The 14,164-nt window shown below is 65.4% G+C and carries 13 protein-coding genes; 6 read left to right on the top strand and 7 right to left on the bottom strand.

The genetic code is table 11. The features are described 5' to 3' along the window. Nucleotides 1–31: 31 nt before the first annotated feature. Nucleotides 32–895 (top strand): tRNA glutamyl-Q(34) synthetase GluQRS, encoded by an 864-nt coding sequence (gene gluQRS, locus Q0996_RS20400; RefSeq protein ID WP_299624149.1) that lies wholly within the window; start codon nucleotides 32–34, stop codon nucleotides 893–895. A 9-nt stretch (nucleotides 896–904) separates the two neighbouring features. Beyond that, nucleotides 905–1,906, top strand: a complete 1,002-nt coding sequence (locus Q0996_RS20395; protein WP_299624146.1) for a DUF3137 domain-containing protein — start codon at nucleotides 905–907, stop codon at nucleotides 1,904–1,906. Between the two features lie 216 nt (nucleotides 1,907–2,122). Here the strand turns inward: Q0996_RS20395 and Q0996_RS20390 are convergent, their stop codons facing one another. Further along, complete coding sequence (locus Q0996_RS20390; RefSeq protein ID WP_299624144.1) at nucleotides 2,123–2,263, bottom strand: hypothetical protein; 141 nt, start codon at nucleotides 2,261–2,263, stop codon at nucleotides 2,123–2,125. A gap of 463 nt (nucleotides 2,264–2,726) precedes the next feature. Between Q0996_RS20390 and Q0996_RS20385 the strand changes: the two genes are divergently transcribed. Then, on the top strand, nucleotides 2,727–4,121 hold the full coding sequence (locus Q0996_RS20385; RefSeq protein ID WP_299624142.1) for a hypothetical protein: 1,395 nt from the start codon (nucleotides 2,727–2,729) through the stop codon (nucleotides 4,119–4,121). Between the two features lie 40 nt (nucleotides 4,122–4,161). Here Q0996_RS20385 and Q0996_RS20380 read toward each other — a convergent pair whose 3' ends face one another. Further along, on the bottom strand, nucleotides 4,162–5,079 hold the full coding sequence (locus tag Q0996_RS20380; RefSeq protein WP_299624139.1) for a DUF4743 domain-containing protein: 918 nt from the start codon (nucleotides 5,077–5,079) through the stop codon (nucleotides 4,162–4,164). A gap of 270 nt (nucleotides 5,080–5,349) precedes the next feature. On the opposite strand from Q0996_RS20380, the gene Q0996_RS20375 reads away from it, so the two are divergent. From Q0996_RS20375 to Q0996_RS20365, 3 genes are read left to right on the top strand one after another with little or no spacing between them, the layout of a single operon-like run. After that, on the top strand, nucleotides 5,350–6,114 hold the full coding sequence (locus tag Q0996_RS20375) for an ATP-binding cassette domain-containing protein (RefSeq protein WP_299624136.1): 765 nt from the start codon (nucleotides 5,350–5,352) through the stop codon (nucleotides 6,112–6,114). A gap of 15 nt (nucleotides 6,115–6,129) precedes the next feature. Beyond that, the gene (locus tag Q0996_RS20370) at nucleotides 6,130–7,245 is read left to right on the top strand and encodes an ABC transporter permease (protein ID WP_299624134.1); all 1,116 of its coding nucleotides are present in this window, start codon (nucleotides 6,130–6,132) and stop codon (nucleotides 7,243–7,245) included. Between the two features lie 48 nt (nucleotides 7,246–7,293). Next, a complete protein-coding gene (locus tag Q0996_RS20365) occupies nucleotides 7,294–8,445 on the top strand; it encodes a substrate-binding domain-containing protein (protein ID WP_299624131.1) in 1,152 nt (383 codons plus the stop codon). A 17-nt stretch (nucleotides 8,446–8,462) separates the two neighbouring features. On the opposite strand, the gene Q0996_RS20360 is transcribed toward Q0996_RS20365, so the two are convergent. From Q0996_RS20360 to Q0996_RS20340, 5 genes are all read right to left on the bottom strand, one after another. Next, on the bottom strand, nucleotides 8,463–9,074 hold the full coding sequence (locus Q0996_RS20360) for a hypothetical protein (RefSeq protein WP_299624128.1): 612 nt from the start codon (nucleotides 9,072–9,074) through the stop codon (nucleotides 8,463–8,465). Beyond that, nucleotides 9,071–10,318 (bottom strand): acetamidase/formamidase family protein, encoded by a 1,248-nt coding sequence (locus Q0996_RS20355; RefSeq protein WP_299624125.1) that lies wholly within the window; start codon nucleotides 10,316–10,318, stop codon nucleotides 9,071–9,073. The genes Q0996_RS20360 and Q0996_RS20355 overlap by 4 nt, the downstream gene beginning before the upstream one ends. A gap of 166 nt (nucleotides 10,319–10,484) precedes the next feature. After that, on the bottom strand, nucleotides 10,485–10,826 hold the full coding sequence (locus tag Q0996_RS20350; RefSeq protein ID WP_299624122.1) for a hypothetical protein: 342 nt from the start codon (nucleotides 10,824–10,826) through the stop codon (nucleotides 10,485–10,487). 202 nt (nucleotides 10,827–11,028) lie between these two features. Continuing rightward, nucleotides 11,029–12,120: a TRAP transporter substrate-binding protein gene (locus Q0996_RS20345; RefSeq protein WP_299624119.1), complete on the bottom strand. Its 1,092-nt coding sequence runs from the start codon at nucleotides 12,118–12,120 to the stop codon at nucleotides 11,029–11,031. A 265-nt stretch (nucleotides 12,121–12,385) separates the two neighbouring features. Further along, a partial coding sequence (locus Q0996_RS20340) for a protein meaA (RefSeq protein ID WP_299624116.1) occupies nucleotides 12,386–14,164 on the bottom strand: 1,779 nt, incomplete at its 5' end.

Here is a 14,164-nt window from a genome sequence, read left to right as displayed (position 1 = left end):
TTTAGCGGCGCGAGGCCTTAGGGCCAATCGCATGGACGCTTCGGCCGTGACACGCTTCGCCCCCTCGCCCAGCGGCTATCTGCACCTGGGCCATGCCTATTCGGCGCTCTTCGCGGCACGCGCCGCTGCGGAAGCCGGCGGACGCTTCCTGCTGCGCATCGAAGACATCGACCAGGGCCGCGCCCGCCCGGACTTCGAGGCGGCGATCTTCGAAGACCTCGCCTGGCTGGGGCTCACCTGGGAAGAGCCGGTGCTCCGCCAATCCGAACGGATGGACCTCTACCGGGCCGCCCTGGAGACGCTGCAGCGCCAGGGGCTGGTCTACCCCTGCTTTTGTACCCGCAAGGAGATCGCGGCGGAGATCGCGCGAGCGGGGGCGGCGCCCCATGGCCCGCAGGCCGCGCTCTACCCCGGGACCTGCCGCGGCCTCAGCGAAGACGAACGAGAGGCGCGCCGCGCCGAAGGCCGCAGCTACGCCCTGCGCCTCGATCTGGCTGCGGCCATGGCCGCAGCGGACGCAGGAGGCCCCCTCACCTGGACCGATCGCGAACGCGGTGTCCAGGTCTGCGATCCCCGCGGCGAAGGCGACGTGGTGCTGGCCCGCAAGGACCTGGGCACCAGCTACCACCTCTCGGTCGTGGTGGACGACGCCGCCCAGGGCGTCACCCTGGTCACCCGCGGCACCGACCTCTTCGAGGCCAGCCACCTGCACCGCCTGCTCCAGGCTCTCCTCGGTCTGCCGGCGCCGGACTATCACCATCACCGGCTGGTGACCGACGAAGCAGGTAAGCGCCTGGCGAAGCGCCACGACTCTCTCACCCTGCGCAGCCTCCGCGACGCGGGGCAGAGCGCGGCAGCGGTCATCGCGCTGGCCGAACAACGGGCCTTGGCCTAAGAAGGCGCTATGACCCAAGACCACTCAACCGTACCGGCAGACAACCAGCATGGCGGCGAGCAATCCTTCGCCGCGTTCTTCGCCGCCGAGATCGCGCCCGGCCTGCCGGGAGTGGAGGCCGGGCGCAAGGAGCTGCGCCAGTCCGCCTATACCCGGGCCGCCGGCCTTGCCTTCGTGCTCGCGCTCGTGGTGGCCATCACCGCGGCCTTCACCGATGCCTGGCCCATCGGCATCGTGGTCGCGGCCATCGGCGCCGTGGGCGGTGCCTTCTGGGTCTCCGCGCCCAGCCGGCGCCACCGCGAGGCCATGCGCGGGCTGGTCATCGAACCCCTGCAGCGCTTCCTCGGCGGGCTGGAGTACCACCGCAAGCCCGGCGAGCGTTTCGATCTCGACCGCTTCAGGCGCAGCGGCATCACCGCCGGGTTCAACCGTGCCAAGCTGGAAGACCTGCTCATCGGCCGCTACCGCAACACCGACTACCGCATGGTCGAGGCTCGGCTGAAGCAGCGCCGGCGCTCTTCGGGAAAGAGCCGCCAGCGCACGGTGTTCGCCGGGCTGCTCTGCGAGATCTCGGTGCCCCAGCCGTTCGCGTGCACGGTGCTCTTGGTCGGCGACAAGGGCGCGCTAGGCAACCGGATCGTCGACTGGCTGCGCGCCAAGATGACCAACCTCTCGGCGGTGGAGACCGGCCAGGAGGCCTTCGAAGCCCGCTATCAGGTCTACAGCGACCGGCCGGAGGAGGCGCGCGGCCTGCTGCAGCCGGCTCTGTTGGACTCGCTCCTGGCCATCGCAGATGCCGCCGGCCGTGGTGCGGTCAACTGCGCCTTCATGGAGAACCGCTTTCTGATCGCCATCCCGCGGCGCGAGAACCTCTTCGAGATCGGCCGCCTGAACCGCTCCCTGGAACACGCCGAGGAGGACGTGCGCCGGCTGGCCGTCGAACTCACTCTGCCGCAGCGCCTGATCGACTATCTGCACGGCGACCGCCCGCCGCTGTTCCCGGAGCGCTAACCCGATCCTCTCCCCCCTTGCGGGGGAGAAAGCAGAATCATGGTGTTGGCCTCACCGAGGGCAACGCCTTGATTGTGCAAGAGGGGGGGGAAACCAACCGCACCCCCCTCCTGAAAAATCTAACGCTTGACGCCGCTGAAGCGCCGCCAAGCGCAAGATTTTTCTTCCTCCCCCGCAAGGAGGGAGGACGAGCTTAAGCGCAAGCTTCTGGCGCGATCACGCCACGTTTCCCCGCATCCCCTCGACGATGGCCTGGTAGTCCGGCTCGCTGTCGGGGTCGAGGACGCCGTGGCGCAGGGCGAAGTCGATGGTCACCAAAGCGACGTTGAACTTGAAGCTCTCGCTGTCGCGCACCACCGCGAGGGCCCCCTGAACTCCTCTCAGTGCTGTGGTGCATCTCGCCGAGACACTTCTCCAACCTTTCATTTCAATTCTGCGGTCCGAACTTCGAAACCCTATAAGAATGGCTGTGGCTTCTTTGCCTGACTGAAGACACTAGGGAAGTTAGTGGAGCAATGACATCATCCAACACTTTACCGTGCCACCGACTTCCAAGGTCAGAAATCGTTACTGATCAGAAAGTAGCTGGTACTCCAATCACCGAATTTAAAGTCCTCAGCCAACCCCAAAAAGAAGTCTACGCGATGGAAGGTCCGTCTTTCGATAATGCCGCGATCACAATTTTCCCCTCCGATACTTGACCTAGTTTCTTGGTAATTGCGAAATCCGATAAATTGCTCTACCATTCTGCAAACCTAGGTTGCTGAACCACTCAACCAGTTTCAGAGTCCGAGGTGGAGTCAAATGAAGGGTGTTCTTAATGCCCCAAGAAGGTCAGGTTTCGCAAAGTAGCTTCCAAATAAACCCCCTTGTTCCGGAATTTGATTGGAAGCCAGCCCCAATCCGAAAGCTATTGCAAGCCTCCCGTTTTTTGACACCTGAAGGCGACCTCAATGGTGGCCGAATAGCGTTGATCTTCTTTGTTCTCGCCCTTGTCACCTCAACGTTAAGCGTCGTTTCTGGCGCAGGTTTGATTCAAATAGAATTTTATATGGGGACCTCAATAGAGGCAAGTAAGATAGAAGACTGCATAGAACCAAGGTGTAAACGCATAGAATTCGGTTACATATATGAGCTAAACGCCGCAGCATTCTATTTACTTGGCGCACCTTTGTTTGCCATTTTCGGCGCTCGTTTCCTTTGGAGGGCGCGAATTGCACTCGAAGATCTGGCAGACAGAGGACAGCTGGTTAGTCGTATCGATCAGTCCGCTCCAACAATTCAAAGCCTCGTAGGCACTAATACACTTCGGTTCATCTGGGTTGTCGTTTCTACTACTCTGCTCACGGTCGTAGTCTTCGTTGTCATCTTTACTGAGTTCAATAGCAAAACCGGGCACTACAAACATCTAGCCTTTGGGTACCTGCAAGCGCCATTTATTTCGAGCTATGAGAACCTAAACCTAAAGGAAATAGAAGATTCTGGACGAAGAATCGACGGCTTGAGCGAAATAAAAGAAGGGGAATTTAGCCAATGGAGTATCAAGAATATCTCGATGATCGGAAAGATAAATTACGGAAGTGACGGAGATATCTATTTCTACGCATTTATCTTCTTCGCGATTCTTATACAAATTCTCTTCATACCATTCTCTATATGGATGGTTCTCAAAGGCATATATCTCTTTTACTTTGTCTTTCGGGCAATTTCACCGCGCAGTAATTTTCGAGTACAGATAGTATTAAATAGCTCTCATGAAGATAAACGGTTTGGAATCAGCCTGCTCGATAGGGCATTCAACAACATTGCGGTCGTCGTCGCGATTGGCGCCATCGGAACAATAATGGCTACGATATCGAACCTAGCCAAGGGTTCGCGGAAGCTGTGTAAGCTGCGTTGTGAAGATGGTGTCAACGCATTCGCAATCTATGGGCAGAACCTACTCACCTATCTACCGGTCACGATTGGGATAGCGATGGCGTTGTTCATCCTCATGTTTCATCTTCGCGCCGAAAAGATGTACCCACGGGCGGCAGATCAGTCCACATGGCCAGACCTACCAGCGCTGTGGTTTTTCGGAGGAGCAGCACTCTTGACGATCGGACCGGGCTTGATCGCTGGAGCACAGCCGGGATTGGTAATGACCGCACACGCATCTTGGGTGAGTACAATCGACCTGATCCAAGCAATGGTCCGGTTGTTGTTTAGCAGCTAAAGCCATTCCGACAACTGAGAACTCCACGCATATTTCGAACTCACCCTGCCGCAGCGCCTGATCGACTATCTGCACGGCGACCGCCCGCCGCTGTTCCCGGAGAAATAGACCCTCCGATACCCTCGACGATGGCCTGGTAATCCGGCTCGCTGTCGGGGTCGAGGACGCCGTGGCGCAGGGCGAAGTCGATGGTCACCAAGGCGACGTTGAACTTGAAGGCCTCGCTGTCGCGCACCGCCGCCAGGGCGCGCTCCAGAGGCCAGAGCTCGAAGGACTCCATTTCGCCGTCGCGGTTCTGCGGCACGAAGTCCTCCGGCAGTTCCAGGTCGTAGCAGAAGGCGACATCGTTGCGCAGGCCGTCGGGCATCGCGCAGCGGTACTTGACCGCCCCGACCGGCACCGCCCGGGCCGCCAGCGCCGGCGGCACACCCGCCTCTTCCCCGCATTCCTTGATGACGTTTTCCATGAGACCCAGACCGTAGGGCTGGCCGCCGGCGGTGAGGTGGTCCAGCTTGCCCGGCGCCGTCTGCTTGCGCCGCGAACGGCGGCCGACCCAGACCGCCAGGCCCTCGGCCCGCCGCACGAAGCCGTTCACGTGCACGCCGTAGGCCGGCAGACCGAAGAAGGGCACCGCCGCGCGCTCCATCTTGAACAGCGGCGCCTCGCCCCAGCGCGGGGCGATGGGATAGTCCTCGCCGCGCCAGTTGGGAAAGGCACCGCGCTCCGCGCGCAGCCCTTCGAGCACCGCCGCCAGGGCGGCACTGCGCGCCTCGAAGCCCGTCAGCTTGGGTGCCAGGGCCACCGACGCGTCGGCCACCGCAAAGACCTCGGGAAAGCCGCGTAGCAGATCGAGCGAGTCCCGCGCCACCATGCCCAGCGGCCGGCCATCCACCAGAAAGGGCAGGTAGTCCTCAGGGTTCCAGCGATGACAGCGGGCAATGCGATCAAGGTAACTCACGGCGCGCGGACCTTACGCGTTGCCGCACAGCCTGGCCACGGATTTCGCCCTCGTTCGCCGTGTATCGAAGGGACTAGCGTGACGCTGCTGAGGAGAGCCACCGCGACAGGGGCGCCGACTGAAAGTCGGATCGGCCGAAACGGTCGTGGAGGTTGACTCTCAATGGGTTATCGGTAACGTAACGTTACCGGTAACGCTGACCTGTGAGGGCCTTTGCGAGAGGGCTCTCGGCCGAAACGAAAGGTCCGGACCGGATGGGGAGGAGGCAAAGTGGCGGTACAGGACCCGATCGTTTCCATGCGCGGCGTGACCAAGCGCTTCGGCGGGATCACGGCGCTGCAGGACGTCGATCTCGACGCCTATTCCGGGGAGGTGCTGGCCATCGTCGGCGACAACGGCGCCGGCAAGTCCACCCTGATCAAGATCCTGACCGGGGTCTATCAGCCGACCAGCGGGACCGTGCAGATGGAGGGCAAGACGCTTTCCATGAGCAACCACTCCGAGGCCATCGCGCTGGGCATCGACGCCGTCTACCAGACCCTCGCCCTGGCCGATCATCTGGACCCGGCCTCCAACATGTTCCTCGGCTCGGAGCTGACCACCTCGATCCTCGGCTTCCGCTTTCTCGACAACAAGAAGATGCGCTCTGAGGCCGAACGCGTGCTCTTCGACCGCCTGGGCGTGCGCCTCAAGAACATGGACGCGCCCACCGAGAGCCTCTCCGGCGGGCAGCGCCAGGCGGTGGCCATCGCGCGGGCGGTCTACCACTCCGACCTCAGGGTGCTGGTGATGGACGAGCCGACGGCGGCGCTGGGCCCGCAGGAGACCGCGCGGACTCTGAAGCTCATCGAGGTGCTGCGTGAGGAGGGTCTGGCGATCATCCTGATCTCCCACTCCCTGGACGACGTCTTCGCCGTCTCCGACCGTATCCAGGTGATGCGCCGCGGCCGGCGTGCCGGCGTGGTGCGCACCGCCGAGACCAGCCGCCAGGAGGTCCTGGGGATGATCGTCGGCGCGGCGGAAGAAGCGGCCTAGAGGGGGGAACGCGGCATGGCGGACACGGCCCCCCGGGATCTCCAGCAGCGCCTGGAACCCTATCTGGCGATCATCGGTCCCCTGGCCATGATCGGCCTGATCCTGCTGTTCATGGCGGTGGCGGAGCCGGCGCGCTACTTCCGCGCCTCCAACCTCAACATCATCCTGCTGGAAGCCGCCCTCTACATGCCCATGGCCATGGCCATGACCTTCGTCATCACCCAGCGCGGCATCGACCTTTCCATCGGCTCGGTCGCCGCGCTGACCGGCATCATCATGGCCTTCGCCATCAAAGAGTTCGGCTTTCCCGCCTGGGTCGCCCTGCCCCTGGCGCTGGTCATCGGCAGCCTCTTCGGGCTGATCAACGGTCTGGTGATCACCAAGTTCCGGGTGCCTGACCTCATCGGCACCCTGGCCATGGACCTGGTCTACCGCGGCTTCGCGCTGGTGCTGGCCAAGGGCCTGGTGCTGGCGCGCTTTCCCGACCTCATCACCGAACTGGGGCGCGGACGCATTCCCGGCTTCCTGCCCATCCCCGTGCTGGTCGGTCTCGCCACCTTCGTGATCGGCGCGATCCTGCTGCGGCGCACCTGGTTCGGGCGTTATTCCATCGCCATCGGCTCCAACCCGGAGTCCGCGGAGATGACCGGCATCGCCATCGACCGCTACAAGGTCTATGCCTACGTGCTGATGGGCGCCATGGCGGGGCTCGCCGGGGTGATGCTGACCGGCAAGCTGAACGCCATCCAGGCGACCTCGGCGCCCTACTTCAATCTCCATGTCATCGCCGCCGTGGTGGTGGGCGGCACCTCGCTGTTCGGCGGCCGCGCCTACATGCTGGGCTCGCTGGCCGGCGTGCTGCTGCTCTCCATGATGATCAACGCCCTGGTCACCCTGCGCATCGAGTTCTTCTGGCAGTCGGTGGCCTCCGGCGTGGTGATCATTCTCTCCGTGGCCTTCTACACCTGGCTGCAGAAGAAGGACCGCGACGGCGCGCGGGGGCTCATCAACAGCCTCATGACCCCGGACAATTTCAAGGTGCTGAAGCTGGGCGGCGCGCTGGTCGCGGTCCTGCTGCTGCTCACAGCCGTCGGCATGCTGCTCTCCACGGGTTCAGTCCCGAGTGGCTGACCGCGGACACACTCAATCAGAAAACAAAACCAAGACTGGGAGGATGACATGACGAGAAAGACAACGATCAAGACGACGGGCCTCGCCCTCGCCGCCTCGGCGCTGATGGCGACCACGGCGCTCTCCGCCGACCTGCCGCTGAAGGCCCTGCCGGGCGATGCGGAGCGCGACCACTGGCTGCCGGAACAGGTCAACGAGCCGGGCAAGCTGGAGGCCCTGCAGGCGGCCACCGGCGGCGAGGCCGTGACGTACAAGGGCACTCAGGACCGGCCGGTCGAGATCGCCCTGATCTATCCCTCGGCCGACGTCTCCGACTTCTGGGCCCGCAACTATCTCGCCCTGACCAAGCGCCTGGACCAGCTCGGCATCGAGTACAACACCACCGAGTTCGCCTCGCGCCAGATCGAGCACTCCCTGCAGTCGACCTACGCGACCCAGGTGGAGCAGGACGCCGATCTCTACGACTACGTCATCTTCGGCCCTTCGGAGCTGGCGACCCAGGCTGACAACATCGACAAGCTGGCCAAGAACGACGGCTTCGTCACCTATGTCTGGGCCTTCCACACCCCGCTGAAGCAGTTCGACCAGCAGCCGGCGGTCTGGTTCGACTTCTCCTCGGCCTACGGCGCGCAGGTGATCTGCAGCTACATGCTGGACCGCCTGGGCAAGGACGTCACCATCGCCATGAACCGGGGCATCCCCGGGGTGACCGACAACCAGCGCTCCGGCGACTTCAAGGACTGCGTCATGGAGAAGGGCAACTGGACAGTCGCCTACGAGCACTATGGCGAATACCAGCGCGAGGGCGGCTTCGACGGCACCAACCTGATCCTCCAGGCCTATCCGGAGGCCACCGTCATCCACAACGCCAACACGGCCATGGCCATGGGTTCGGTGGAGGCCCAGGTCGCCGCCGGCAAGCACAAGGAGGTCTTCTCCACCGGCTGGGGCGGCACCGGGCTGGAGCTCGATGCCATCCGCCGCGGCGAGTTGAACGCCACGCCCATGCGCATGGGCGACGACGTCGGCGCGGCGACGGCCGAGGCCATCAAGGCCGACATGGAGGGCCGGGCCGAGGAACTGCCGCTGGTCTTCCTCGGGCGTATCACCGTCGCCCACGACCAGTTGAGCCTGGAAGAGATCGACGCCCTGGAAAAAGAAGCCTTCCGCTTCTCCGGCGTCGGCAAGCTGAAGCGCTGACTACCCGATCCCAGCGCTCAGTCCGGATCGGCGCTTGACCCGTCGGGGGGCGGGTCGGGCGCCGGTTCGGGTTTTCCCTCCAGAAAAGCGCGGCTGCCGGGATGCCAGGGAATGGCGCCCCCCGCCGCCGTCTCTCCCGCCGGCACCACGGAGGTTCCCGAGAGAGCCCCGGTGACCAGCCAGGCGTGGCGCTCGCGAAAGTCCTGGCGGCAGATCAGCAGGTGGTCCCCGACGGGGGTCAGCAGCCGCAGGCCGATGGCGCCGTAAGGTTCGAACGGGCCGCTGCCGCCCGCCATGGCGGCGGCGTCGCCGGCGCTCAGGATCGCGACGTCCATCTGCTCGGTTCCCAGCAGGCTGGCGAGGCGCCGGGCATCCGGGGCACGGGCGGGCCGCGCCTTGGCCGCCGGCAGATGCGCGGCGAGTTCGGCCACCACCCGCTTCGCCAGGGCATAGGTCTCCGGGTCCGCCCTGTGGCAGCCGATCAGCAGGTGCTTCTTGCGATAGACAACCCAATGGCCATAGGGCGTGTGGCCGCACAGCAGCAGAGCGGCGGCCAAGCCGCCCCCCAGCCGCAGGACGTGCCGGCGCGCGAGGCGCCGGGTACGCCCCCGGACATCCCCGCGGGTCACTCCTCGAAAACGTCCTCGTTCAGCACCGCGGTGACGATGTAGTTGGGCACGTCCACCACCTGGCCGATCCGCAGGTCCACGGCGACGCTGGCGAGGATGTAGGCCTGTTCGCGGTTGAGGCCGTGTTCGCGCTGGATATAGGCGATCATCTTGATCAGCGCGTTGCGGGCCGCGACCACCAGGTCCTCGGAGAGGTTGGTGAGGTCGGCGATCTTCTCGCTCTCCAGATAGGCGTGGGGCGGCGGGACCTCGCCGGCGGCCTTCAGCGGCAGACCGATGGTCTGATAGAACTTGGAGGGCTCGATCTCCTTGATCTGGGTGCCGCCTTCCACCTCGGGACCGGTGATGACGCTGCCCTGGCCCTTGCGGATTTCGACGCTGAGGGTCACCACCGCGCCGGTCTCGATGGCGGTCCCGGAGACCTCGCCGTCGCCCTGGGCATAGTGCACATCGCCGGCGAAAAGCCCGCAACCGTCGACGAAGCAGGGCAGCAGCAGGGTGGTGCCCACCTGCATCTGCTGCACGTCCATGTTGCCGCCGTTCTCGCGCGGCGGGATGGTACGCAGGCACTCGTCCTTGTGGGGGCCCTCCGGCCCGCAGACGGCGGAGGGCAGCGCCCCTACGGGCTGCGGCGGCAGGGCGATGCCGCCGGCCGCGCCCAGAGCCGCCTCCCGCGCCAGCCAGCTTTCCACCTCCGGCTGGCCGGGCAGCACACCGACCGAGCCCATGAAGGCCTCGTAGGGCACCTTGACGCCGGGCATCTGGTCGGAGACCGCGTGGGTCCGCGACTGCTTCCAGTTCACCAGATAGGGCTCGGTGTAGAGATCGCGCAGGAAGCCGAAGCCCGGCACGATGACGGTGTAGCCGTACTGATCCGGCTCGATGTCCACCAGGGTGACGGCGATGACGTCGCCGCGCTCCGCGCCCTCGATGTGCACGGGGCCGGTCATGGGATGCACCAGGTTGAGGTCCACCGCCGCAAGGTCGTCGGCGACGGAGTCGAGATTCAAGTCGGAATCAAGCGCGTCGCGGGTATGAAGCACGATCATGTCGCCCGGCTTGGCCCGCGCCGCCGGCGGGATCGCCGGGTGATAGCGGTTGAAGCAGTTGGGATCGTCGACACAGTGCTCCCCCTGCTTTTCCAGCACCACCTTGGTCTGCCAGGTGACGTCGGTGGTATCGGCGGCGGCGGTTCCGGCGAAGCCGCAAAGCACGGCCGCGCCCAAGGCGTACGACACTCTCATAATCTGTCTCCCATGGTTTCGGGTCTTGTTGGTTCTTTGCATTTCAGGCCCGGAGCAATGCGCCCGGGCCCGAAGCATCCCCGCGTGAACCGAAGAAGACTAGCAGGATCACGGAATGATCGGAAGCGGGCCCCGAAAACGGCACCCAAAGCCGATGTTATGAGCTCTACCCGCGCCCCATGTGCTTTTGGGAGGTCAGCACGGTTTCCACCTGATGGACCTGGCGCAGGCAGCGGGCGATGTAGTCGCCGGTGCGAACGTCGAGTCCTTCGACCTGGACGTCGATGGCCAGATCGCCGTTCAGGGGGCCGGTGACGTCGCTGTGCCAGCGCGTCGGCACCAGGCCGCGCTTGGCGAAAAGCTCCAGCACCCGCGGCATGACGCCGGGCTCGGCTTCGGCATGGATGGAAAAGCAGTAGACGACGACGGCGGCGCCCGGCGCCGGTTTAAGGTCGTGCTGCGATGGAAGGGGCCGCGCGGTCGCGGCAGTCGTGGAAGCGGCAGTCATGGAAAAGGACATTCTCAGTCCCCTGAACGGATGTCACCAAAGTCGAATCGGCTGTTCCCGGCTACCCTCTGGGTGCCGGGTCCGTAATTCGAATGGCGATGCCGAACAGGCGGAGAACGTCCATAACGGACCGATCAGAATGGATCGGCGGACAAAAGTCAACCCGGGGGACCGCGGCCCCGATCCGTTACGCCCCGGCCCCCTACGCCCAGACCTCGCGGCGCTGGCGCAGCATGGTCTCCTCGAAGCGGCCCTGATAGGCCGCCGATTTGCGCACGAAATCGATGTAGGAGGCATGGACCTTTTGGGTCAGGGCGTCGGTGGCGCCGATCTCCTCCGCCACCTCCCGGGTCACCGCCCCCAGCCGCGCGATGATCTCGTCGGAGAAGGCCCTGAGTTCCACGTCGTAGTCCTGGATCAGCGGCTCGAAGGCCTGGATGTTGTGATAGGCGAAGTCGGTGGTGGTGTCCTGCGCCGTGGCCGCCGCGGCAGCCTGGAGGATCGCCTGCAGGTCGGCGGGCAGGGCGTCGTACCTGGCCTTGTTGAGGGTGATCTCCAGGCCCGGGCCCGGCTCGTGGAAGGCCGGCACGTAGTAGTACTTCGCCACCTTCTGCAGGCCGAAGGCGACATCGTTCCAGGGGCCGATCCACTCCGCCGCGTCGATGGCGCCGGACTGCATGGAGGGCAGGATCTCGCCCGGCGGCAGCAGTACGACCACGGCGCCGATGCGCCGCATCACCTCGCCGCCCAGCCCGGCGATGCGGATCTTCAGGCCCTGCAGGTCCTCGATGGTGTTGATCTCGGTCTTGAACCAGCCGCCGGCCTGCACGCCGCTGGAGCCGGCGTAGAAGGGCTTCAGGCCGAAGCCCGCATAGACCTCGTCCCAGAGCGCCTGGCCGCCGCCGTAAGTCAGCCAGGCCGGCAGCTCGATGGCGTTGAGGCCGAAGGGCAGCGTGGTGAAGTAGTTGAAGGCCTTGGACTTGCCGACCCAGAAATAGGGCGTGCCGTGGAGGATGTCGGCGGAGCCGGACTGCACCGCATCGAAGCTCTCGAAGGGCGGCACCAACTCGCCGGCGCCGAACAGGCGGATGACGATGCGCCCGCCGCTCATGGCCGTCACACGCTGCACGAAGCGCTCGGCATTGACGCCCACCCCCGGCGTGCCCTTGGGCCAGGGCATGACAAGGTTCAGCTCGAACCGCTCCTGGGCGATGGCCGGCGCCGCCAGCGTGGTCGAGGCCGCCCCGGCCGCCGCCGCCAGCCCCGCGCGCTTCATGAAGTTCCGGCGTTTCATCCCTGTCTCCTCCCTCAAGACTCTCTGGTTCGGCGCCGCAGTGGCAGCCAACCGCGTTGGCCGCGAGCCTAGCGGCCTTCCCCCGGAAATTCTAGCGGCGGGTCGGCCCCCTCACCCTCCCGCTCACGCGGGCCCCTCCCTCTCCCACCAGGGGAGAGGGTTATGTTGAGCGCCCCTTCGAATCCCTCTCCCCTCGTGGGAGAGGGTTGCGCAGGCTTGGTGAGCGCAGCGAACCTAGCCGGAGCTGGGTGAGGGGGACCTGGGTCTACGCCGCTTCCTGCGTCGCGCGGTCGACGATTTCGACGACCTCGGCGAGGATGGCGGTGAGGTCGTAGTCCTTGGGGGTGAAGACGGCGGCGACGCCGGCGGCCTTGAGGGCCGCTTCGTCCTCCGGCGGGATGATGCCGCCGGCCACCAGCGGCACCCGGGTGAGGCCGGCCCGTTCCATGCGCCGCTGCACCTCGGTGACCAGGGCGACGTGGGAGCCGGAGAGGATGGAGAGGCCGATCACGTGCACGCCCTCTTCCAGGGCGGCGCCGACGATCTGCGCCGGGGTCAGGCGGATGCCCTCGTAGACCACCTCGAAGCCGGCGTCGCGGGCGCGCACGGCGATCTGCTCGGCGCCGTTGGAGTGGCCGTCGAGCCCCGGCTTGCCCACCAGGATCTTCAGCCGCCGTCCGAGGCGGCGTGACAGCGCCTCGACCCGCCGGCGCACGGCGGCCAGGGCCTGTTCGTCGTCCGCTGCCAAGGAGGTGGCGGCACCGACCCCGGTGGGGGCGCGGTACTCGCCGAAGACCTTGCGAAGGACCTCCCCCCACTCCCCGGTAGTCACCCCGGCATGGGCGCAGGCGATGGAGGGCTCCATGATGTTGGCGCCCTCGCGCGCTGCCGCTTCGAGGGCGGCCAGCGCCTGGGCGACGGCCTCGCCATCGCGGTCGCCGCGCCAGGCGGTCAGGTTTTCGATCTGCGCCGCCTCGGCCTCGGCATCCGGGGCCATGAAGCCGCCGTCGGCCCCTTCGGTCAGCGGCGAGGGCTCGCTCTCCTGATAGGCGTTGACGCCGACCACGATCTGCTCGCCGGCCTCGATGGCCTCCAGGCGCCGGGTGGCGCTTTCGACCAGCCGCTCCTTCATATAGGCGTTCTCGACGGCAGCGACGGCGCCGCCCATCTCCTCGATGCGGGCCAGCTCCGCCCGCGCCTCGGCTTTCAGGTCCTCCACTTTGGCGGCGATCACGGTCGAGCCCTCGAAGATGTCGGGATAGTCCAGCAGGTCGGTCTCGAAGGCGAGGATCTGCTGCAGCCGCAAGGACCACTGCTGGTCCCAGGGGCGCGGCAGGCCGAGCGCCTCGTTCCAGGCCGGCAGTTGCACGGCGCGGGCGCGGGCGTCCTTGGAGAGGGTGACCGCCAGGGTTTCCAGCAGGATGCGGTAGACGTTGTTCTCCGGCTGCTGCTCGGTGAGGCCCAGGGAGTTCACCTGCACGCCGTAGCGGAAGCGCCGGTACTTCGGCTCCTCGATGCCGTAACGCTCCCGGCAGATCTCGTCCCAGAGCTGGGTGAAGGCGCGCATCTTGCAAAGCTCGGTGATGAAGCGCAGGCCGGCGTTGACGAAGAACGAAATGCGCCCCACCACGCGGGGGAAATCCTCTTCGGGCACCTGGCCGGAGTCGCGCAGGGAATCCAGCACCGCGATGGCGGTGGCCAGCGCGAAGGCCAGCTCCTGCACCGGCGTCGCCCCGGCCTCCTGCAGGTGATAGGAGCAGACGTTGGTGGGGTTCCACTTCGGCACCTCGCGATAGGCGAAGGCGATGACGTCGGTGATCAGCGTCAGGGAGGGCTGCGGCGGGAAGATGTGGGTGCCGCGGGAGAGATACTCCTTGATGATGTCGTTCTGCACCGTGCCGGTGAGCTGGTCCCGCGCCACACCCTGCTTCTCCGCGCAGGCGATGTAGAGCGCCAGCAGCCAGGGCGCGGTGGCGTTGATGGTCATGGAGGTGTTCATGCGCTCCAGCGGGATTTCCGCGAAGAGCCGCTCCATGTCGCCCAG

The organism is Pelagibius sp. (assembly GCF_028289705.1).
In the GTDB taxonomy this organism is placed as follows: Bacteria; Pseudomonadota; Alphaproteobacteria; order Kiloniellales; family Kiloniellaceae; genus Pelagibius.
Note: the sequence above shows the minus strand (reverse complement) of the source record. Positions and strands in the feature narration are given on the sequence as shown.